At 54.5% G+C, this 21,669-nt stretch carries 19 protein-coding genes; 6 read left to right on the forward strand and 13 right to left on the reverse strand.

Annotation, left to right across the window (positions count from 1 at the left end):
* Nucleotides 1-12 precede the first annotated feature (12 nt).
* Genes B9Y90_RS07400 through speB form a run of 7 tightly spaced genes read right to left on the reverse strand, consistent with a single transcriptional unit; the run spans nt 13 to nt 6,939 of the window.
* Nucleotides 13-945, reverse strand: a complete 933-nt coding sequence (locus B9Y90_RS07400) for a 2-hydroxyacid dehydrogenase (protein ID WP_085540796.1) — start codon at nt 943-945, stop codon at nt 13-15.
* Between the two features lie 4 nt (nt 946-949).
* Nucleotides 950-1,678: a class II aldolase/adducin family protein gene (locus tag B9Y90_RS07405; protein ID WP_039293951.1), complete on the reverse strand. Its 729-nt coding sequence runs from the start codon at nt 1,676-1,678 to the stop codon at nt 950-952.
* Between the two features lie 2 nt (nt 1,679-1,680).
* Complete coding sequence (locus tag B9Y90_RS07410) at nt 1,681-3,198, reverse strand: amino acid ABC transporter permease/ATP-binding protein (RefSeq protein ID WP_085540797.1); 1,518 nt, start codon at nt 3,196-3,198, stop codon at nt 1,681-1,683.
* A 31-nt stretch (nt 3,199-3,229) separates the two neighbouring features.
* Complete coding sequence (locus B9Y90_RS07415) at nt 3,230-4,033, reverse strand: ABC transporter substrate-binding protein (protein ID WP_085540798.1); 804 nt, start codon at nt 4,031-4,033, stop codon at nt 3,230-3,232.
* Nucleotides 4,033-5,118: an isopenicillin N synthase family dioxygenase gene (locus B9Y90_RS07420; RefSeq protein ID WP_085540799.1), complete on the reverse strand. Its 1,086-nt coding sequence runs from the start codon at nt 5,116-5,118 to the stop codon at nt 4,033-4,035. The genes B9Y90_RS07415 and B9Y90_RS07420 overlap by 1 nt, the downstream gene beginning before the upstream one ends.
* Nucleotides 5,115-5,978 carry a TIM barrel protein gene (locus tag B9Y90_RS07425; RefSeq protein WP_085540800.1) on the reverse strand — a complete coding sequence of 288 codons (864 nt, stop codon included), beginning with the start codon at nt 5,976-5,978 and terminating at the stop codon, nt 5,115-5,117. Before B9Y90_RS07425 ends, B9Y90_RS07420 begins: the two co-directional genes overlap by 4 nt.
* A gap of 10 nt (nt 5,979-5,988) precedes the next feature.
* Entirely contained in the window at nt 5,989-6,939 is a 951-nt protein-coding gene (speB, locus tag B9Y90_RS07430; RefSeq protein WP_039293939.1) for an agmatinase, read from the reverse strand.
* Nucleotides 6,940-7,054: 115 nt separating this feature from the next.
* Here speB and B9Y90_RS07435 point away from each other — a divergent pair, with 115 nt between their 5' ends.
* The gene (locus tag B9Y90_RS07435; protein WP_039293936.1) at nt 7,055-7,966 is read left to right on the forward strand and encodes a LysR family transcriptional regulator; all 912 of its coding nucleotides are present in this window, start codon (nt 7,055-7,057) and stop codon (nt 7,964-7,966) included.
* A gap of 110 nt (nt 7,967-8,076) precedes the next feature.
* Complete coding sequence (locus B9Y90_RS07440; protein ID WP_139827362.1) at nt 8,077-9,147, forward strand: malate/lactate/ureidoglycolate dehydrogenase; 1,071 nt, start codon at nt 8,077-8,079, stop codon at nt 9,145-9,147.
* A gap of 34 nt (nt 9,148-9,181) precedes the next feature.
* On the opposite strand, the gene B9Y90_RS07445 is transcribed toward B9Y90_RS07440, so the two are convergent.
* Together B9Y90_RS07445 and B9Y90_RS07450 are read right to left on the reverse strand one after the other, a co-directional pair.
* Nucleotides 9,182-9,712: an RES family NAD+ phosphorylase gene (locus B9Y90_RS07445; RefSeq protein WP_085540802.1), complete on the reverse strand. Its 531-nt coding sequence runs from the start codon at nt 9,710-9,712 to the stop codon at nt 9,182-9,184.
* Nucleotides 9,713-10,062: 350 nt separating this feature from the next.
* Entirely contained in the window at nt 10,063-10,482 is a 420-nt protein-coding gene (locus B9Y90_RS07450; protein ID WP_085540803.1) for a DUF2000 family protein, read from the reverse strand.
* 179 nt (nt 10,483-10,661) lie between these two features.
* On the opposite strand from B9Y90_RS07450, the gene B9Y90_RS07455 reads away from it, so the two are divergent.
* The gene (locus B9Y90_RS07455; RefSeq protein WP_085540804.1) at nt 10,662-11,165 is read left to right on the forward strand and encodes a DUF1543 domain-containing protein; all 504 of its coding nucleotides are present in this window, start codon (nt 10,662-10,664) and stop codon (nt 11,163-11,165) included.
* A gap of 153 nt (nt 11,166-11,318) precedes the next feature.
* Complete coding sequence (gene dbpA / locus B9Y90_RS07460; protein WP_039296840.1) at nt 11,319-12,692, forward strand: ATP-dependent RNA helicase DbpA; 1,374 nt, start codon at nt 11,319-11,321, stop codon at nt 12,690-12,692.
* 113 nt (nt 12,693-12,805) lie between these two features.
* Here the strand turns inward: dbpA and B9Y90_RS07465 are convergent, their stop codons facing one another.
* Both B9Y90_RS07465 and B9Y90_RS07470 read right to left on the reverse strand, forming a co-directional pair.
* Nucleotides 12,806-13,723 (reverse strand): bestrophin family protein, encoded by a 918-nt coding sequence (locus tag B9Y90_RS07465; RefSeq protein ID WP_039293928.1) that lies wholly within the window; start codon nt 13,721-13,723, stop codon nt 12,806-12,808.
* 124 nt (nt 13,724-13,847) lie between these two features.
* On the reverse strand, nt 13,848-15,386 hold the full coding sequence (locus tag B9Y90_RS07470) for a methyl-accepting chemotaxis protein (RefSeq protein ID WP_085540805.1): 1,539 nt from the start codon (nt 15,384-15,386) through the stop codon (nt 13,848-13,850).
* Between the two features lie 195 nt (nt 15,387-15,581).
* On the opposite strand from B9Y90_RS07470, the gene B9Y90_RS07475 reads away from it, so the two are divergent.
* Complete coding sequence (locus tag B9Y90_RS07475; protein ID WP_039293923.1) at nt 15,582-16,919, forward strand: esterase-like activity of phytase family protein; 1,338 nt, start codon at nt 15,582-15,584, stop codon at nt 16,917-16,919.
* Between the two features lie 142 nt (nt 16,920-17,061).
* On the forward strand, nt 17,062-17,820 hold the full coding sequence (locus tag B9Y90_RS07480) for an alpha/beta fold hydrolase (RefSeq protein WP_085540806.1): 759 nt from the start codon (nt 17,062-17,064) through the stop codon (nt 17,818-17,820).
* A gap of 32 nt (nt 17,821-17,852) precedes the next feature.
* Here B9Y90_RS07480 and B9Y90_RS07485 read toward each other — a convergent pair whose 3' ends face one another.
* Together B9Y90_RS07485 and B9Y90_RS07490 are read right to left on the reverse strand one after the other, a co-directional pair.
* Nucleotides 17,853-19,583: an ABC-F family ATP-binding cassette domain-containing protein gene (locus tag B9Y90_RS07485; protein WP_085540807.1), complete on the reverse strand. Its 1,731-nt coding sequence runs from the start codon at nt 19,581-19,583 to the stop codon at nt 17,853-17,855.
* A 315-nt stretch (nt 19,584-19,898) separates the two neighbouring features.
* A complete protein-coding gene (locus B9Y90_RS07490) occupies nt 19,899-21,629 on the reverse strand; it encodes an ABC-F family ATP-binding cassette domain-containing protein (RefSeq protein ID WP_085540808.1) in 1,731 nt (576 codons plus the stop codon).
* Nucleotides 21,630-21,669: the final 40 nt, after the last annotated feature.

The raw sequence follows: 21,669 nt of genomic DNA on the forward strand, positions 1-21,669 counted from the left end.
ATGTTGATGAAGCTAATACCCCGTCTGCTTATTGACTGCTCTGTGCAGCGGTAATCCCTGGTTCTGGCGCTGAATATTTTCAAGTAACTGGCTAGCGATAATATCGACAGAGGCTGAGGAGGCCATATGTGGGGTGATCACCACCTGCGGGTGCGTCCACAATAGGTCGCCCTGCGGCAGCGGTTCTTGCGGAAATACATCGAGCACGGCGCCAGAAAGATGACCGCTGTTGAGGGCGGATAGCAGGTCGCCACTGACCATATGTTCACCTCTGCCACAGTTGATCACCGCGGCTCCCCTCGGGAGTTGATTGAACAGCGGCTCCGCCAGGATACCGCACGTTTGTTCAGTGAGCGGCAGAACATTGACCAACACATCAAGCGAGTTCAGAAAAGGCTCAAGCTGATGCTGCCCGTGATAGCCATCAACGCCTCTTAGCTGTTTTTCATTGCGCGACCAGCCAGATACCCGGTAACCCAGCGCCACCAGTTGACTGGCAATGTATCCCCCGATTTCCCCCAGCCCCATGATACCGATGTGGTAATCGGCGGCGGTACGCTGCGGGTGGCATTTCCATATCTGCAAGCGCTGATGAGCTACAGCGCGATCGAAATAGCGCTGGAACCATAATATGCCCCATAGCGCGTACTCGAACATACCGTGACGAAAACTGTCATCCACTACCCGGCAGAGTGGGATCTCGCTGGTGAACACCGGGGAGGGAAGGTGGTCAACGCCAGCCGAAGCGGCCTGAATTAACCTCAGTTTTGGCGAGCGAGTCAACAGCTGCGGGTGCGGATACCAACAACAGGCATAGCTTGCTTCAGCGGCGGCCTGATTGTCAGGCAATACCGCATCTACATCAGGAAACTGCCGCAGAGCAACACAAATCTCATGGGCGAAATCCGCATCGCTGCAATCCACAACAATTGTTATATCAGGCATAACGTTAACCTTTGTACGAGGTATCAATGCGATCAAGACGACGCAGCCACGCCTGCCAGACCAGTTGCCGTTCCTCTTCGACGCCCATTAACTGTTCGCAGGCATGTTGACTGAGGTGTGGGGCGATGGTGTGGATCGGGCTGAGAGGTGCCAGCTGTGAGGCGGCCATCTGGATTTCACAGGCGCGGTTAAGGTAATACATGATGTAAAACGCATCTGCGACGGTACGGCCCACCGATAACAAGCCGTGGCTTTGCAGGATCAGGGCAATGTGGTTACCCAGCGAATGTTGAATACGCTCCCGTTCATCGAGATCAAACGCCACACCTTCATAAGGGTGGTAGCCAACGCGCCGGTAAAACTCGGTACTGATTTGATTAAGCTGCAGCAGGCCATCATGACAGGCGGCGACGGCCATGCCGGGCAAAGTGTGCGTGTGCATTACGCAGTGGGCGTCTTCCCGTGCCATATGCACCGCACTGTGGATGGTAAAGCCTGCGGAATTGGCCGGAGCATTGCCTTCCACGACCCTGCCTTGCATATCCACAACGATCAGGTTACTGGCCGTGACTTCATCAAACATCATACCAAAGGGATTAATTAAAAAGCGCGGCGTACCGTCACCGGGCAGGCGGACGGAGAAGTGAGTGTAAAGGGTATCTTCCCAGCCGAACATTGCCGCCAGACGGTAGGCCGCAGCCAGTTGCTGACGCAGGTGTTGTTCTGTAACCATGACTAGACTCCCATAAATTCACGGATGCGGTTAAGAGAAGGAGACTGCTCCGTGCCGCGGATAACCTGCGGGGAGACGTCGCCCTGAATCACGCCATGTTCCATAATGACAATTCTGTCGGAAATGGATAACGCGAAGTCCATTTCATGCGTGACGATCAACATCGTCATGCCTTCCCGGGCAAGAGACTGAATCACCTTTAGCACTTCGCCGACAAGCTCAGGATCCAGCGCAGAGGTGGGCTCATCAAACAGCATGATGTCCGGTTTCAGAGCCAGTGCTCTGGCGATGGCGACACGTTGTTGCTGCCCGCCGGAGAGCTGGTTCGGGTATTTATTGGCGTGCGCCAGAAGCCCTACGCGATCGAGTAGCCCAAGCGCTTGCGCGCGGGCGGCGTGCGGGTCGAGCAGTTTGTGGTACAGCGGAGCAAGCATCACGTTGTCGAGCACTGTACGATGCGGGAACAAATTAAAGCTCTGGAAGACCATACCGATTCTGCGTACGCCCGCGCGTAGCCGGTGTTTATCGATAATGGCGTTACCTTTCAGGTAGTCTTCACCGTAGAGAATGATCTCTCCTGCATCGATGTTTTCCAGCGCGTTAATAGTACGGATAAGCGTGGTTTTTCCCGAGCCGGATGGGCCGATAATGCTTATTACCTCACCACTCTCGACCTTCATATTGATGCCTTTCAGCACCTGATGTTGCCCCCAGGACTTGCGGAGATCGCGCAAATCAAGGGCTGGAGGCGTGCCGCGGGTAGAAACCGATTCTTTTGCTTCCGACAATGTGGGCAGGCTTTGGCGTAGAGTCAGGCATTCGGCATCGCTCAGTGTTTGTGGGCGTTTGCGCTGAATATCCAGCCGGTTTTCCAGCGCTTTAAACAGCCAGGTAAATACCGTCACCACCATGACGTAATAAACGGCCACCGCAAGCAGTGTTTCCATGACAAGGAAATTCTGGGCATATAAACGCTGGCCGGTCAGCAGTAATTCGGGCAGTGACACTACCGACAAAATCGAACTCAATTTAATCACGGTGATGTATTCATTAATTAGCGTCGGCAGAGCAATGCGAAACGACTGCGGAATAATAATTAAGCGTTGGATCCCGGTGAAACTAAAACTTAATGCGTGGCCTGCCTCGCTTTGCCCTTTAGCCACGGAAATTAAACCACCGCGATGAATTTCTGCCATATAGGCGGCTTCCGTGACGGTCAGCGATACCAGCCCGGCGATAAACGGCACTCCAAGAAGCGGCTGCGTGACCGGGAACAGCTGCGGCAAGTTGTAGACGAACACCAGCAGTACCATTAAGGGCACACTGCGGAAAAACCAAATATAGAGTTCGACGGGGATCTTAATCCAGCGCTGGGCTGAGAGCTTTGCGCAGGCTAAAAGAAAACCTAATACCAGACCAATCGACCAGGATAATGAGCTGACAAAAATAACCGTCACACACGCCTGCCAGAATGCCCCAATGCTAAATAACGAAAAAAAATATCCCCAATCGAACGCCATATCGACTCCTGTTGCTCAATAATTGATTGTCTTAATCGATACTTTCTAAGTTGTATTTCTTAATAATGTCTGCATATTTCCCGTTGGCTTTTAACGTCACCAACGCGGATTTAATGGCATCAACCAGTTGGGTATTTCCTTTTGCAACGTAAATCCCCAGTGGCATCGGATAGACCAGACGCGTGGAGCTAATCGCTAAACGGCCACGGCTTTTATCCACGAGAATTTGCGCAGCAGGGGCGATTTCAAGCTGCGCGTTAGTGTTCTGCGACAGCAGGGCTTGTGACGCTTCCGGTGCTGTTGGGAACTCCAGAATAGTGATGGCCGGTTTCCCGTTCGGCGTACAGTATTCATCCGAGTGTTTCTTCAGGCTGTCCACCCACGACGTGCCTTGTTGTAGCCCGACTTTCAGGCCGCAGAGTTCATCTTCCGTTTTCGGCTGCACCGGGCCATCTTTCAGGGCGATAATCGACGCCCCGGAGAGGGCATACGGAATCGCGTCGGCCTGTTTCTGGCGTTCCGGAGTGACGTACATACCGGAGATGACCGCGTCATACTTCTTGCCTATCCCCAGGATCAAACTGGTGAATTTGGTGTCGATCAACTGTGGTTTGGCTTTTAACTGCCCGGCTATCAGGGCTGAAAATTCCGGATCAAAACCGACGATATTGTTATTGCTGTCATAGGATTCAAACGGTGGGTAAGTGACCTCCATCCCAACCTTAAATACACCGTCGGTCAGCAGTTCCGCCGACTGGGCCAAAGGGGAAAAACACGCGCTGGCGATAAGCGCTAACGCCACGCGGGACGAGACTTTTTTTAAGGCGCTATTCATCATTTATCCTCATGTATTATTGTGGGTTTTTGTTGGGCTTGTTTTTTCAAATGACCAAAGGTGTTGGTGCCCCTCGCTCTCTCCGGTAACTGGAGTTCGCCTTTGGCCACTTTTTCGCGCAGGTAGCGATAGGTTTGTAACGCCTGGCTCCACATATGCTCGCCGATACTCAACTCCTGGTATTCACTGGCTTCACCGGCAGCCAAAAAGTTCGGCAGCGGGCGAATAAGGGTGTGGTAGTCGCAGGCGAAAAACAGCGGGAAGGAGTAGCGTTCCTGTGGCACCTTGCGCACACGATGGGCAGTGGCAATAAAGGTGCCTGCGCTTAGCACTTCCAGCATGTCGCCGATATTGATCACGAAGGCTTCTTCCCCGGCCGCGTTTTTCACCGGCGGGGCATCTATCCACACGCTGTCCTCATTAAGCACTTCAAGCCCTGGTTGATCGGCCAGCAGCAGCGTGAAGCATTCATAATCGGTGTGTGCGCCAATGCCTGGAAAGTCTTCGGCACTTGCATCGAAGGGGTAGTGGATCAGCCGGAGTTTCGCGGGCGGGCAGGTGACCATCGCCTTGAAATACCCCTCTGGTAAGCCAAGCGCGAGGGCAAAAGCGTCAAACAGACGGTGGCCAAGGGCAAAGACCGCTTCATAGTAGGCGAGGATCCGGGATTTAAACTCCGGTAACGCTGGCCACTCGTTAGTGCCGATAAGCGGCGTGCCGGCGACAACAAACGGGTGATCGTCAGCCGCCTGGAAACCGATATCAAAGGCTTCTTTATGGTCTGGTTTGCCGGAGCCGTAGATCTCTTCCCCTTCCGGGACATAACCTTTATGGCTTTTTGAATGGCCGATGTAGTAGGCCATTTTTTCTTCCATCGACATGGCGAAGACCTGTTTCGCCGCAGCACGGATCCCGGCAATCAGCTCTGGTGAGATACCGTGGCCAGTGACGTAGAAAAACCCGACTTCACGCGATGATTTGCCTATCGCATCGGCAACGGCCTGGCGCTTAGCCAAATCGTCACTGGTCAGATCGCTGATATCGATGGTGGGGAGTTCGGTGAATGCGTGTCTTATGCTGTTCATTGCTGCATTTCCTTTTCAGTTAGTGATAAAAACTGGCGAAATTGCTGCTGTTGATACCGGGCCATCCAGGCATTCAGCGACCATAAGTCGGCAACCGGTACGTTGGTAAAGGGCAGGTGATGAAGGTAGCCATCCGGGCCAAATTCCGGCGTCAGTGTGGTTTGCGTGTAACCACGCTTACGCTGTGAGTGCCAGATTTTCATCCAGAACTTTTGCTGGAACGCTAACGCGTCCTGATATTCCGGCGCGGCAGGGTGAGGGATCTGCGGCCCCTGGTCATAACCTGCGCGGGCCTGCACATGATGGACGCGCTCGATAAAAGTGCTGAAATCGTCGCAGGGGTCGTTCAGCAAACGCTCACTGACGACAATCCAGTGGCTGATATCGGCGGTGAAACGTAGCTGCGGTAGTTGTCGGATAATGTCTAGCGTCAGCCATGGACTGTATAGCGATGTCGCCCGGTGAGTTTCAAAACTGCAAACCAGGCCGATATCGGAGGCCATCTCATGCACTTTGCCGAGAAAATCTACCTGCTGAGCCAGCGGCCAGCGATCGTTGCCGGCGAGCAGATTAACAAAGCGCGGGTTCAGCATTTTTGCAGCCACGAAACGTTCTTTTAGCCGCTCCAGATGATGTTCCGGGGTTTCGTGCTGGGCAGGAATCACGCCACCGCCGCTAAACACAATCGCGATATACTCCAGCTCTGCGGTCAACAGACGCCCGGCGAGGTTTTGCAGTTCTTCAGCGGTGGACGGTACGCGTGCTTCAATCCCGCAGCAACCGACGCTTTTTAATTCACTTAAGGTTTGTGGCCAGGGCGTTGTCACCCCCCAAAGAGTGCGAAAGATATTGAGCTGCATGACAACACCCCTATTGGTATTTTACGCCGGGTAATACACAGAGCATTTCGTACAGGAGGTTTGCGGCCAGTTGAGAGGTATTGCCGCTGACATCATAAGGAGGAGAGACTTCCACCAGGTCGCTGCCAATCAGATTCAGTCCACGGCAGCCGCGTACAATCTCTAAGGCCTGAATCGAGGTCAGTCCACCCACCTCCGGCGTACCGGTTCCGGGTGCCCAGATAGGATCGAGGCTGTCGATGTCAAAGCTAAGGTAAACCGGCCCGTCCCCCATCTGCTGGCGGACTTCAGCCATTAACGGGGACAGTGATTTATGCCAGCACTGTTCGGCCTGCACCAGACGGAAACCCCGATCAACGCCCCACTGAAAATCACCGGCAGCGTAGCCCTGGGCGCGCTGGCCAATCTGTACCACGCGCTTAAGATCCAGCAATCCTTCTTCGACGGCGCGTCGGAACGTGGTGCCGTGAGCAATTTTTTCACCGAACATTTCATCATTGGTGTCGGTGTGGGCATCAACATGTATCAGCCCCACGGGGCCATGTTTTTTGGTCAATGCCCGCAGAATAGGCAGAGTGATAGTGTGATCACCACCGAGGGTGAGAGGGATCAGCGGATAACGATTTAAACCAGTGTAGTAATCCTCAATAATCTGCACCGATTTGAGCAAACTGTAGGTGTTAATCGGGACATCGCCGATATCTGCAACGGATAACGAGTCAAACGGCGCGGCGCCGGTGGCCATATTATACGGGCGGATCATCACTGATTCGGCGCGAATATAGCGCGGTCCGTAGCGTGTCCCGGAACGTTGTGAGGTGCCGATATCCAGCGGTATGCCAACAAAGGCAGCGTCAAGACTTTGTAAATCTTCAACAAATGGCAGGCGCATCATTGTTGCACGGCCTGCGAATCGTGGCATTTCGTTGCCACTTTGCGGTTGATGAAAATGGCTATCCATTTTAGCTCCTGAAGATGACGGACAAAACGTAACAGGAGGGATAGTGTGAAAATTGTACGGGATGTTAAATCGTCTGTTATAAATAATTACTTCATCTTTTTGTGAACTAATGACGATGCAAAACGACAGTAGCCTCAATATCCGGCAGTTACAGGTTTTCGAAACGGTCGCGCGGCTGGAGAGTTTTAATCGCGCTCAGCAGGAACTGGGCATTTCGGTTTCGGCCATCAGTAATGCGATGTCACAACTGGAAGGGCAGCTCGGTTTCAGTTTGTGTCAGCGTGGGCGGGGTGGTTTTTCGCTGACGGAAAAAGGACAGCAATTTTTACAACAAGCGATCCGCGTTTTAGGTGAACTGCACGAACTGGAGCGGCAGTCGTCGTTGTTGAAGGGGGAGCATAGCGGGACGCTTTGTATCTCGGCGCTCGATTCGATGGAAACAGAAACCGCGCTGTCGCTGCCGGTGGTGTTACGCAGTTTTATTGATAAATTTCCCTATATACATATCAAACTGATTATTCGTACTCCGGCGGAACAGATTAGCGGCGTGCTCAACAACCATATTGACCTTGCCATCGGCAGCTACAATTCCCAGGTCAATAATATCATCAGTGAACCGCTGTATCGCGAGCAGCACTGGCTCTATTGCAGCGATCTGAACCCGATGTTTTTTAGCCATCAACTCGACAAAGACAAGATCAGCCAGTGCCCGTTGGTCACCCGTAGCTACTGGAACGCGGGCGATTTACGGCGACGGGGATTCAGTAAAGGCAGCGCGACGGTGGAAACGGTGGACGCCCAACTGCTGCTGATCCTCTCCGGAAAGTATATTGGCTATCTCCCCGAACATTATGCCTGGCCGTGGATAAAAGAGAACCGTCTGCGTGTATTACTGCCCAATGAGTTTGGCTTCCAGTCACCGTTTTCTGCTATTTGTAAACGCGGCCGCAGTAATGAACCGTATCTGAAAGAGTTTCGCAGCCTGTTAAAGAAAAATACCGTCGCGAGCCCAAAATGGAATTATTGAGAGCGCCGTTAAGGCAAATATCTGCGTCAGTAAAAAGGTGAGTGGATCAACTACAAAAATTCCGTTATGACATATCCGTTGCAATGAACACCAAACATGGAGTGAAAGCGATGAACGAGATTCGAATTGCCCCCGATCGATTGCATCAGCTGGTCTTCAATCTGTGGATATATGCCGGGAGCCATAGAGCAGAGGCGCAAAAAATTGCCGATCATCTGGTGGCGGCAAATCTGGCTGGCCACGACTCTCATGGTGTGGGCATGATCCCAGGCTATATTGCAGCGAGAGACCAGGGATTATTGCAGCAGAATAAAACATTGCTGGTGGTCAAAGATGCAGGGGCAGTGTTGACCGTGGATGGTCAGCAGGGCTTTGGGCAGGTGATGGCTGCGGATGCTATGGATTTGGCGATTCAGCGCACGCGGAAACTGGGAATGTGCGCTATTGCACTGCGGAATTCACACCATATTGGCCGTATTGGCCATTGGGCTGAAATGTGTGCCAGGGCTGGGTTTATCTCGTTTCATTTCGTCAATGTCGTGGGTGACCCCATGGTTGCGCCGTTTAATGGCAGCGATCGCCGTTTTGGGACCAATCCGTTCTGTGCGGTATTTCCTCGTTCCGGCAAAGCGCCGCTGCTGCTGGATTTTGCCACCAGCGGAATTGCTTACGGTAAAACCCGCGTGGCATGGAACAAAGGCGTTTCGGTCGCTGAAGGGAATCTGATCGATAGTCACGGTCTGCCAACCAACAACCCCGGGGTGATGCACGAGTCGCCTTTTGGTTCACTATTGGCATTTGGTTTACATAAAGGTTATGCCCTGGCGGTGATGTGTGAGGTGCTTGGCGGAGCCGTGTCCGGGGGGCAAACGACGCATCCTCATTCATTGCAAACGTCCCAGGCGGCCATTTTTAACTGTATGACCAGCATGCTATTAGATCCGGCGGCTTTCGATGCCCCAGAGATGCAACAGGAGGCCCAACGTTTTATTGATTGGGTAAAAAACTCCCCGCAACCCGGAGAACAACCTATCCTTGTGCCCGGCGAGTGGGAAGAGATTCAGCGAATGGCGCGCCAGCAACAGGGCATTCCAATTGATACCAATAGCTGGCAACAGATTTGCCATGTGGCTCGCGCTGTCGGTATGCCCGAAGCGGAACTGGCAAAATATAGCGCATAGATGGCGGCGAATAGGGCGTGCTCAGCGTCATTCTCTATAAACCCAAACTCTCCGACAGCGGAACGGGAATCGGTTCACCGCACACAGTCACCGTCGGGCCGCCCAACGCATTCCAGCGAAATAAATTCAAATGCCAGCCGTCGGGAATGCTTCGGGAGCGGTCGATAATGCCATCGGCGTTGGAGACGCGCGCCTGATCAGCGTTTTGCCAGGAAGGCGGTTCAATATTTTGCTGCAGGGCGCTGAGCCAGCAGTGATTAGACAGATCGCGGTTAATGCCTAAAGCCAGACAGGAATATTCGTCTCGCTGGTCTAACACCCGCGCACCTTCGACATACAGTGGGACAAGCACCCGCGGTTTGCCGTCCTTTCGCATATGGGCGGCAACTGCGAGCGTTGCCCACTCACTTACCGGACTCATATAAAGAATTGTTTGTCCTGGCCGATGATAACGTCCTGGGGACTCGGGCCGACTGCGCGACAGCACGCTGCTGAGGAACTCCGCCGGAACGGCACGGAAAAAGAAACCGGTGACGTTTTTGAAATGAAGGTGGTTATCGGACACAATGGCACCTGGCCTGCTCAGAAAATTGGCAATCCTAGTAAACCAAAACGTTGTGACAGAATTGCCATCGCAAAGCCCCGAAGCGTCTGTGATGATTGTGCTACGGCCAGGATAGTTTCGCTTCTGAACTTTTTTTCAACCGGCCTGTCAATATCACAGCCAGAATCATGGGAGAGCGTTTCGAAGTGAAAGGATTGTTGACTGCATTAATACTTATTGCCAGTTTTCTGATTGGCTGTGCGATGTATTACAAAGTGGGCTGCTGGTTTGAGGATGACATCATCAATTTTTACGCCGGAGACGAAGGGTAAAGGCTGGGTAACTGCGCGAGGCATCATTACCCGGAATGTTTAACCTTTAAAGACGGAAAACTTTTTGGTCAGCGGTTTCAGTTTTTCAGTTTCGCCGTAAAGCGCAATGCCAACAAACTCGAGTTCAGCGAAAGGGGTTTCGCGAGTGTCTTTGATTTGTTGCTCAGAAGAATGCGACAGCATGGTGGTGGTAAAAAAGTTATACAGCACGCCTTCTTCCCTGCATTTCTCCAGCGTCGTCCCCAACTGGCTACTGTTTTTAGACTGAAGCACCACCACCGGATAATGGTTCATCCAGGCGCTTAAGCCGCTATCCTGGTTGGGGTAGTCATGAAATACAGGCTTATCGACTTTAAGCATGATACCGCCGCACAGGTGCCCCACGGCATTCATTTGCACGCTGACGTCGGCGTTGCGGTTCACGATGACATACAGCTTATAATCATTATCTTCGAACATTCTGGCTCCTTGTCTGTTTAAGCATCTGCTGCTGATTTAGCTTAGGGCGAAAAGCTCAAGCATAGTAATCGTTTTTTTATCCACCTTCCTGTTGGCGATCAATCTTTAAGGCACAGAGAAAATTATTCAAACGACAATCGTTATATATTATTTTATATAGCGATTAATAAGGAGAGCAGATGGAACTTTACGTCTTTTATGTGGGCGGCAATGCCGGAAAATCCAATATCGAAGTGCATGACGTCCAGCTTGTGGCCGCAGAGAAACCAGAGGACGCATGGCCTGCATTACGTGCAGCCTGGTTTGGTGACAAAGATAAAATCCATATCGACGGTTACGGCAAGCTGTGCTGGGCCGACGGCTACCGCATTCGCCTTTCGGATAAACCCGTTGAGCAAACGCAAAAACTCTTTTTTGTGAACGCCGGCGGCTACAGTCCGAAAACGCTGGCGGAGCTGCATGAGTTTGATTTCTTCGTGGCGGAAAATCCGGCGCAGGCAAAAGAGAAGGCGCTCGCCAGCCTGCTGGTCGAAAGCTATCAGCAGCACAAAGACAACCTGAAAGACGTTGATGACTGCCTGCTGTTAGAAAGCGTGGGGGAGTATTTTATCCATCTGGAAAAAACGGAGCAGGGCGAACGCTTCAGGCCAGAATGGCAGGGTTATTTGCCGATTAGCGAATAGCGCTCTTGTTCTCTACGGAAAAACGGTGCCTTAGCGAAAGGCGCCGTTTTTACTGTTTCACTCGCTAACGCAGCAAAATTGATAAACTCACGCCTGAATCACGCGAATCTGCTAGCATACGCGCCTGCCCGTTATTATTAAGAGATGACCATTGTGACCGCTTTTTCCGCACTGAACGCTTTACCTGAAGCACAACTCGCCAACCTTAGCGAACTGGGGTATCACGAAATGACGCCCGTTCAGGAAGCGGCTTTGCCCGCCATTCTGGCCGGAAAAGACGTCCGTGCGCAGGCTAAAACCGGCAGCGGCAAAACCGCCGCTTTCGGCCTCGGTTTGCTGCAGCACATTGATGCCAGCCAGTTTTTAACCCAGTCGCTGGTGCTGTGCCCAACGCGCGAGCTGGCCGACCAGGTCGCTAAAGAGCTGCGTCGCCTGGCACGCTATATGCCAAATATTAAAATTCTGACTCTGTGCGGCGGCCAGCCGTTCGGCGTGCAGCGCGACTCGTTACAGCACGCGCCGCACATTATCGTTGCCACGCCAGGTCGTCTGCTGGATCACCTGAAAAAAGAAACGGTGAAGCTGGATGCGCTGCAAACGCTGGTGCTGGACGAAGCCGACCGCATGCTGGACATGGGCTTTGCCGACGCCATCGATGAAGTGATTGCCCATGCGCCGGCCAAACGCCAGACGCTGCTTTTCTCCGCCACCTGGCCCGCAGCCATTGCCGCAATTAGTGGGCGAATTCAGCGCGACCCGCAGACTATCGAGATTGATACCGTGGATGAGCTGCCGTCCGTTGAACAGCAGTTTTATGAAGTCTCCCGCGGGGGCAAAATCGGCCTGCTGCTGGCGCTGCTCAGCAAACATCAGCCAGCGTCCTGCGTTGTTTTCTGTAACACCAAAAAAGATTGCCAGGCCGTTTGCGATGCGCTGAACGAGCGCCATCAAAGTGCCCTGGCGCTGCACGGCGACATGGAACAGCGTGACCGCGACCAGACACTGGTGCGCTTCGCCAACGGCAGCAGCCGTGTGCTGGTGGCAACGGACGTTGCGGCACGTGGGCTGGATATTAAAGCGCTGGAAATGGTCATTAACTACGAACTGTCGTGGGACCCGGAAGTGCACGTTCATCGTATTGGCCGTACCGCACGGGCCGGGCAAAGCGGGCTGGCTATCAGCTTCTGTGCACCGGAAGAGGCGCAGCGCGCCAGCGTGCTGGCAGAAATGCTGAATCTTTCCCTGAAATGGCAGCAGCTGCCGTCCGGCATTTCCGTGAAGCCACTGGAAGCAGAAATGGCGACGCTGTGCATCGACGGCGGCAAGAAAGCCAAAATGCGTCCGGGCGATATTCTGGGGGCGTTAACCGGGGATATGGGGCTGGAAGGTGCGGACATCGGCAAAATCGACGTCCACCCAATCCATGTTTACGTTGCGGTACGTCAGTCCGTGGCGCGCCACGCCTGGAAACAGCTGCAGCAGGGCAAAATCAAAGGTAAGTCAGTGAAGGTTCGCCTGCTGAAGTAAACAAGCTTTCCCCTCATCATAACCTTCTCCCCAAGGGGGAGAAGGGATAAAAGAACGGCAATCTCTGTTTTCCTCATCTCCCTTCCGGGGAGAGGGCCGGGGTGAGGGGCAAACTAGCTCAGCCGATAATGTCGGTTAGGCTTCAGCGCCTCCGGTTTCTCCGCCTCATCGTTCATATCCCGTAAATCACGTTCAATGGCCACGCAAATAGCATCCAGCGGCAGGTCGTTATCCTCGGTACCAAACGGATCTTCCAGCTCTTCGGCCAGCGAATCCAGAGAGATAAATGTATATGAGACAAACACGGAAACAAACGGCGTCATGTAGTGCAGGTCGGTTACCAGGGCAAACGGCAGCATAATGCAGAAGATATACACCGTGCGGTGCTGAATCAGGCTGTAGGCGAAGGGCATCGGCGTAGACATAATGCGTTCGCAGCCGCCGGACACGGCCGACAGTTCGTTCAGATGATTGTCCAGGCTGCGCCACAGCACATCGGAAATCACACCATTCTCGCGTTGCTGATTCAGCCAGCTTCCCATCAGCATCAAAATGCGGTTACACGGCGCGTGGCTTTCGCTGACCCAGGCCAGATCCTGCGGGGTCAGGTAACGGCTAAGCATTTCCTGCTGCGGCTTTTTACGTAGCGTCATGCGCAGGCTGTTGCAGAAGGCAACCTGTAAATTCACAAACCGCTGCACCGCCTCAGGCTGATCCCCCGCCAGCGTTTTTACCTCACGCAGCAAAGAGCGCGAGGTGATAGCCAACTGTCCCCACAGCAATCGCGCTTCGTTAAAGCGTGCATAGCAGGCGCTGTTGCGGAACCCGAGGAAAATGGCGATCGCCACGCCGAGAATGCTAAACGGCGCGATGGTGAGCTTGATCCCGAGGGTTTCATACCACGGCAGGAAGAAAATAACGCTAATAGAAAGCAGCAGATTCAGCAGCAGTCGGGAATAGATTTTTTCCAGTACCGAGCCGTGCCAGACGAAGAGGCGAGCTAACCAGTGTTGAGGCGGGCGAACGATCATGATGAGTAACAGACTAGTAACAAGAGACTGTATTTAACGGCAGACCGTGACGCAGATCAATCTTTATCGCTACAGAAACTTAACAAAGGCTACCCCAACGCGCGATGAGGTAGCCGCAATGTTATCAGGCGAGTTTAAACACCGAGACGGCTTCATTGAGCCGGTGAGACTGATCTTTAAGGGAATGCGCGGCAGCGGAAGCCTGCTCAACCAGCGCGGCATTTTGCTGGGTGACCACGTCCATTTGCAGCACGGCCTGATTAATCTGCTCAATACCGCGGCTTTGCTCGCCGGTAGAGACAGCGATCTCGGCCATCAGCGTGGTGACCTGGCTAATCGACGCGGAAATACGCTTCATGCTTTCCCCAGCGCGGTTCACCAGCTCGCTGCCGTTGGTGACCTGCTGGCCGGACAACTCAATCAGCTCCTTAATTTCTTTTGCCGCCACGGAAGAACGCTGGGCGAGATTGCGCACCTCGGCTGCGACCACCGCAAAACCTCGGCCTTGTTCACCCGCACGAGCGGCTTCAACCGCTGCGTTAAGGGCAAGAATATTGGTCTGGAAAGCGATGTCTTCAATGATGGAGATAATGCTGTCGATTTTGCCGGAACTGGTTTCGATATTGCGCATGGAGCCTATGACCTGGTCGACGATTTGCTGACCTTCGCTCGCCGCCGCGCGCATACCGTTAGCCAGAGTATTGGCCTGATGCGAGCTTTCTGACGTCCGTTTAACCGTGACGGTAAGCTGTTCCATGCTGGCCGCCGTTTCACCCAGCGATGCCGCCTGTTCTTCGGTACGAGCGGACAAATCGGTATTGCCCGCCGCAATTTCTTCTGACGCATAACCAACGGTGGTGCTGGACTCGCGCACCTGGTGGATAATTTCAGTGAGCGACAGGCGCATTTGCTCGAGGCTGTGCATCATCTGGCCAATTTCATCATTGGATTTGATATCAATGGAACGATGCAGCAGGCCGTTGGCAATTTCAGCGCAGTGTGCCTTCGCGGTATCCAGCTCTTTAAGGACGCGCACTTTCAGCAAAACAAAGGCGGCGGCAAGAATCGCAATAAACAGCGCGGCAAACAGACCAATGGCGACAAAACTTGAATGAAAACCGGCCTGCGCGTCGTCGTTGAGCCGGTGCGCGTGCTCTTCCCTGAACGCCAGCAGCTTATCCAGCGTGATTTCGAATCCACGGTCGAGCGCCGGGATGGTGGCCGTGACCAGTTCAGCGCTGCGGACTTTGTCATTGGCTTTGGCAGCGTCCAGCAGGGGCTGTAGCCCACCGTCGCGGTAGGCGAGCCAGGCGGCTTTATACTCATCGGCGAGCGTTTGTTCCCCGGGCTGTTTGGCCGCCTCCTGGTAAGCCTGGAAGCTGGTGTCGGCTTTATCCAGCGCTTCTTTGGCCCCGACCAGACTCTGGTTAGCCTGCGTGGCGTTGCCGGATTCCATCTCCTGAATGGCCTGCATGGCACGAACGCGCATGGTGCGGCTGTGGTTAATGGGATCAATCACGGATAACACAACGCGGATTTCACTGTTGACGTCATTGAGGGCGTGGTTGCTGCGGGTAAGGGACCAAATGTTGGAGGCCGTGCTGGCGAGAAAAATAAGCAACAGCGTGCTGAAAACCAAAATCGAAAAACGCCTGACTGACATACTAAATCCTTAAGTCGGTGAAATATTCTTTTCCCAGGCAGCGCTGAAGGGCATTCAACACTGCTGACCGTAGGGTTATCGGCAGCACGAAGGGGATATTTACCGGGCGAGAAATTTAGAGCACAAAGTGTAATCTTACTGTCATCTGGCTATTTTATAACTCCGGTACCTCAACCACCGATATGTATAAAAACCATGAAATTAAAAACACTTGCCTTACTTTGCAGTACCGCTTTCCCTCTGGCTGTTTACGCTGCGGATGCGCAGGTTGATCGTTACGTTGTCACGTTCCCGCAGGGGGACAGCGTGGCCTACAAAGGTGAATATGCCGCCAACTTCCCCCATGGATTACCGGTCGGCGTAGGTTCGGGCCTGACCTTTATGGGCAAGCAGGGCGACGATCTGATTTTTACCACCGTGACGGATCGTGGTCCCAATGCTGACTCGCCGAAAGCCGGGAAAAAAGAGTCCAAGATTTTTGCCAACCCTGATTTCACGCCGCTGCTGATGACCATCCGCGTGAGCAACGGCAAAGCCGAAGCTATCGACGCGAAGCCGCTGCATGATGCGCAGGGGCCCATTAGCGGGCTGCCGCTGCCGGAAGGGCTGATTGGCGCCACCAATGAAATTGCCCTGAGCGATGCGTTGCAGCAGTTGAAGAGCGACAAACGCGGGCTGGATACCGAAGGCATCACGCCGGACGGCAAGGGCGGTTACTGGTTGTGCGATGAGTACGGCCCGTTCGTTATCCATGTCGATGCTGACGGCAAAATCCTGAAAAAATATGGCCCGCAGGCTGAGCACGGTGAACAGGGCGTGGCGGGTGGATTGCCGAATATTGTCAAATGGCGTCAGCCTAACCGTGGGTTCGAAGGCATAACCCGTATGCCGGATGGCCGGATTATTGCGGCGGTACAGAGCACGCTGGATATTGACGGCAAAACCAAAAACAGCGCGCAGTTCACGCGCCTGGTGAGCCTCGACCCGGCGACCGGTAAAACCGAAATGTACGGCTACCCGATCGACGTGGACGTCTATAAAAAAGCCAAAGATGCCAAAATTGGCGACATTGTGGCGTTGGATAATCACCGCCTGTTGCTGATTGAGCAAGGCGGCGACAAAAACAAGCAAATGCGCAATCTGGTCTACGTGGTTGACCTGAATGGCGCCACAGACCTGGCCGGGTTCGATAAAGAAAAAGCCCCAGAGTTTGATGATGCTGAGCAGTTGAAGGCGCGCGGCATCAAGCTGGCGAGTAAAAAAGAAATTGTTGACCTGCGCAAGCTGGGCTGGCAGCAGGAAAAAGCCGAAGGCATGGCGCTGATTGATAACCAGACGATTGCCGTGATCAACGACAACGACTTTGGCCTGCAGGCCGTGCTGGCGAACGCCGACGACTATCAGGTGGACGGCAAAGGTCACCTGCTGAAAGACGGTGCGGAAGTGGCGACCAAAATCGAGCTGAAGCCGCTGGAAAAACCAGAATCACAGAACGATTTCTGGGTGATTAAGCTGCCCGAACCCCTGAAATAATCTCTGCCCTTGCTCCTTTGCCAGCCGACAGGGGAGCAAGCCATTAAAGCCAGGCCGGCCAGGAGCATTTTAGAGAAAGGAGTGGCAGGAAAATACGGTATACTGTATATAAACACAGTTATTGTAAGAAAAGGGAATGTTGATGCAAAACTTCTTCTCCGCCACGGCGCAATGCCGCGTGCGCTATCTGGATTTACCCGGCGGGGGTGTGCCGCTCCTGTTCATTCACGGCCTCGGCTGTGCCTCCTCTTATGAATATCCCCGCGTCGTCAGCGATCCGGCCTGGAGTTCCCGCCGCAGTATTCTCATCGATTTACCCGGCAGCGGCTACAGCGAAAGGCCGCAGGAATACGGCTACAGCACCCGTGAACAGGCAAATGTGGTGGCCGATTTGGTGGAGCATTTAGGATTAAATCGTTTCTTTTTGTACGGCCATAGCATGGGCGGCAGTATCGCGATTGAAGTCGCCGCCGCCATGCCGGGGAAAATTGCGGGGTTGATGGTGTCGGAGCCCAATTTCCGCGCTGGCGGTGGAATGTACAGCCGCATGATTGCCGCGCAGACAGAAGACGAATTTGTGGCTCATGGTTACCAAAAAGCCATCGCGGCTAACGAGGCAAATCCGTGGTCCGGCAGCCTGCAAAATAGCGATCCCAGGGCGGTATGGCGCGCAGCAGTCTGCCTGGTCAGCGGCATCGAGCCGGACTGGCATCAGCTTTTTGCCCAGCTAAAAATCCCCAAAACGCTTATTTTTGGTGAGCTTTCGCTGCCGGATGAAGATTTTACCGCTTTCCAGCAGGCCGGAGTCACAACCGCCATCGTACCGAGCGCCGGGCACTCTATGTCGTGGGAAAACCCCGCCGGGCTGGCGAGAGTGCTGGCCGAACAGTGCAGAGCGTAATAAAAAAGCCATCCCGAGGGATGGCTTTACGGTTAAATCGCTAACTTTTTATTTAACGCCTCAATCTCTGCCCGCCACTGCTTTTGCAGCGCCGGTTTCTGGTGCTTTTCCTTACGCGCCACGTCCTCCGCCAGCTTTTCTTCCAGCTCGATAAGCCGTTCCAGCAGCGCATCGCTTTCACTGTAGCGCTGAGTTTGAATGACAGATGGCTCTGGTTTGGCTTCGGCCACCGGCTGCCCGGTTTCCTCGGCGGTCAGCAGGGCATACAGCGCGTCCAGGTCGTGCCATTCACTTAACACGCCGTTATCCACCAGCCAGAAGCGGTTACAGCCTTTGGCGATCAGCTCGCGGTCGTGGGTCACCAGCAGCACGCCACCTTCAAAGGTTTGCAGCGTTTCCGCCAGCGCCTCTTTGCCTTCCATGTCCAGGTGGTTGGTCGGCTCATCCAGCATCAGCAGGGAGTAGCGGGCCAGCGTCAGGCCAACGAACAGCAGCCGCGAACGTTCGCCACCGCTCAGCGTACTGACGGTTTGCTGGTGCCGCAGCCACGGGAATCCGGCGCTGATTAACGCCATTTTCCTGTCCTGTTCGCTGAGCGGCGCAAACGGTTCCAGTGCCGCCAGCAGAGAGTCACCGTCGTTAAGCTGGTGTAGCGTCTGGTCGTAATACCCCATGTGCACGCGAGGATGCAGGCGAATAGCGTCCTCACGTTCCGGCTGCTGGTACTGCTGCCAAAGCAGGCGCAGCAGAGAAGACTTGCCGCAGCCGTTCCGGCCTATAACCGCCACGCGGTCGCCGCTTTTCACCCTTTGTAACGGCAGGGTAAACAGCGGCTCACACTCTGGCGCGGGCCGAACCTTCAGCGACTCCAGCTCCAGTAGCCTGTCGGCAATCAGCGCTTCGCCTTTCAGCTTAAGCTGCCACTGGCTGCCCGCCGTGAGCTCAGTTTGTTCGTCCTTCAGCCGGTCGATGCGCTTCTCCATCTGCTTGGCTTTTCGGGAGAGGTCTTCGTTGTCGTAGACCCGGCCCCAAATCGCCAGCCGTTTGGCGCTGGCTGTAATGCGGTCGATTTCCTTCTGCTCCGCCTGATGGCGGTGGGCGTCGGTCTTGTCACGTTCTTCCAGCGCGCTACGTGCCTGAGAACACGGCAGAGCAAAGAAATGCAGTGAACAATCGCGCAAAATCCAACTGCCGTTGGTGACGTTATCCAGCAGGCTGCGGTCGTGTGAAACCAGCACGAAGCTGCCGCTCCAGCTGCGCAGGAACTGTTCCAGCCAAAGCAGCGTGGGCAAGTCCAGGTGGTTACTGGGCTCATCCAGCAGCAGCAAGTCTGGCTCGCTAATCAGCGCTCGCGCCAGCAGAAGGCGAGTATGCTGCCCGCCGCTCAGCGTGCCGGCAGTCAGCCGCCAGTCCGTTTCGTTAAAGCCCATGCTTGCCAGCAAAGCTTCTGCCCGCCAGCGTTCGCTATCACGCTGGTTTTCCTCAATTTGCGCCAGCACGGCATCGAGCATGGTCATCGCATTAAGGCTTTCCGGCAGGTGCTGTTCAACCCTTGCCATCAGGCAGCTAGCCACGCGAGTCACCGAGCCGCTGGTGGGCGAAAGGGTGCCATCCAGCAGTTTCAGCAGGGTACTTTTGCCGCAGCCGTTATGACCGATCAGGCCAATACGGTCGCCTTTTTTCAGGGTAAAAGTGATGGACTCCAGCAGCGGACCGAAAGCGGTGTCGAGGTGCAGAGACTGGGCGGTTAATAAAGTGCTCATATGTGCTTACTCAAGAGTTATGGCGTGCAAACGCCTCGTCGTATAACGCTGACGATAACCCGGTAAGCCCGAGAGAAGGGATTCAGTAAGTTTCTTCGCTCAAGCCGAAGTTATCGCAGCACGGAACCGATAACGCTTGAGCAGAGACGATCGCCAAAAGTATGCGAACGGTTAAAGCGCTCACAAGACATCATGGGGATCCTCCTTATATTCGTTGAGTGAATGGGTAGGCGGATTGTAGCGGGAAAGTTAATGGGTTGCCACCTGCCAGTGCAGAGCGTAATAAAAAAGCCATCCCGAGGGATGGCTTTACGGTTAAATCGCTAACTTTTTATTTAACGCCTCAATCTCTGCCCGCCACTGCTTTTGCAGCGCCGGTTTCTGGTGCTTTTCCTTACGCGCCACGTCCTCCGCCAGCTTTTCTTCCAGCTCGATAAGCCGTTCCAGCAGCGCATCGCTTTCACTGTAGCGCTGAGTTTGAATGACAGATGGCTCTGGTTTGGCTTCGGCCACCGGCTGCCCGGTTTCCTCGGCGGTCAGCAGGGCATACAGCGCGTCCAGGTCGTGCCATTCACTTAACACGCCGTTATCCACCAGCCAGAAGCGGTTACAGCCTTTGGCGATCAGCTCGCGGTCGTGGGTCACCAGCAGCACGCCACCTTCAAAGGTTTGCAGCGTTTCCGCCAGCGCCTCTTTGCCTTCCATGTCCAGGTGGTTGGTCGGCTCATCCAGCATCAGCAGGGAGTAGCGGGCCAGCGTCAGGCCAACGAACAGCAGCCGCGAACGTTCGCCACCGCTCAGCGTACTGACGGTTTGCTGGTGCCGCAGCCACGGGAATCCGGCGCTGATTAACGCCATTTTCCTGTCCTGTTCGCTGAGCGGCGCAAACGGTTCCAGTGCCGCCAGCAGAGAGTCACCGTCGTTAAGCTGGTGTAGCGTCTGGTCGTAATACCCCATGTGCACGCGAGGATGCAGGCGAATAGCGTCCTCACGTTCCGGCTGCTGGTACTGCTGCCAAAGCAGGCGCAGCAGAGAAGACTTGCCGCAGCCGTTCCGGCCTATAACCGCCACGCGGTCGCCGCTTTTCACCCTTTGTAACGGCAGGGTAAACAGCGGCTCACACTCTGGCGCGGGCCGAACCTTCAGCGACTCCAGCTCCAGTAGCCTGTCGGCAATCAGCGCTTCGCCTTTCAGCTTAAGCTGCCACTGGCTGCCCGCCGTGAGCTCAGTTTGTTCGTCCTTCAGCCGGTCGATGCGCTTCTCCATCTGCTTGGCTTTTCGGGAGAGGTCTTCGTTGTCGTAGACCCGGCCCCAAATCGCCAGCCGTTTGGCGCTGGCTGTAATGCGGTCGATTTCCTTCTGCTCCGCCTGATGGCGGTGGGCGTCGGTCTTGTCACGTTCTTCCAGCGCGCTACGTGCCTGAGAACACGGCAGAGCAAAGAAATGCAGTGAACAATCGCGCAAAATCCAACTGCCGTTGGTGACGTTATCCAGCAGGCTGCGGTCGTGTGAAACCAGCACGAAGCTGCCGCTCCAGCTGCGCAGGAACTGTTCCAGCCAAAGCAGCGTGGGCAAGTCCAGGTGGTTACTGGGCTCATCCAGCAGCAGCAAGTCTGGCTCGCTAATCAGCGCTCGCGCCAGCAGAAGGCGAGTATGCTGCCCGCCGCTCAGCGTGCCGGCAGTCAGCCGCCAGTCCGTTTCGTTAAAGCCCATGCTTGCCAGCAAAGCTTCTGCCCGCCAGCGTTCGCTATCACGCTGGTTTTCCTCAATTTGCGCCAGCACGGCATCGAGCATGGTCATCGCATTAAGGCTTTCCGGCAGGCGCTGTTCAACCCTTGCCATCAGGCAGCTAGCCACGCGAGTCACCGAGCCGCTGGTGGGCGAAAGGGTGCCATCCAGCAGTTTCAGCAGGGTACTTTTGCCGCAGCCGTTATGACCGATCAGGCCAATACGGTCGCCTTTTTTCAGGGTAAAAGTGATGGACTCCAGCAGCGGACCGAAAGCGGTGTCGAGGTGCAGAGACTGGGCGGTTAATAAAGTGCTCATATGTGCTTACTCAAGAGTTATGGCGTGCAAACGCCTCGTC

The organism is Cedecea sp. NFIX57 (assembly GCF_900177785.1).
Taxonomy (GTDB): domain Bacteria; phylum Pseudomonadota; class Gammaproteobacteria; order Enterobacterales; family Enterobacteriaceae; genus Cedecea; species Cedecea neteri_C.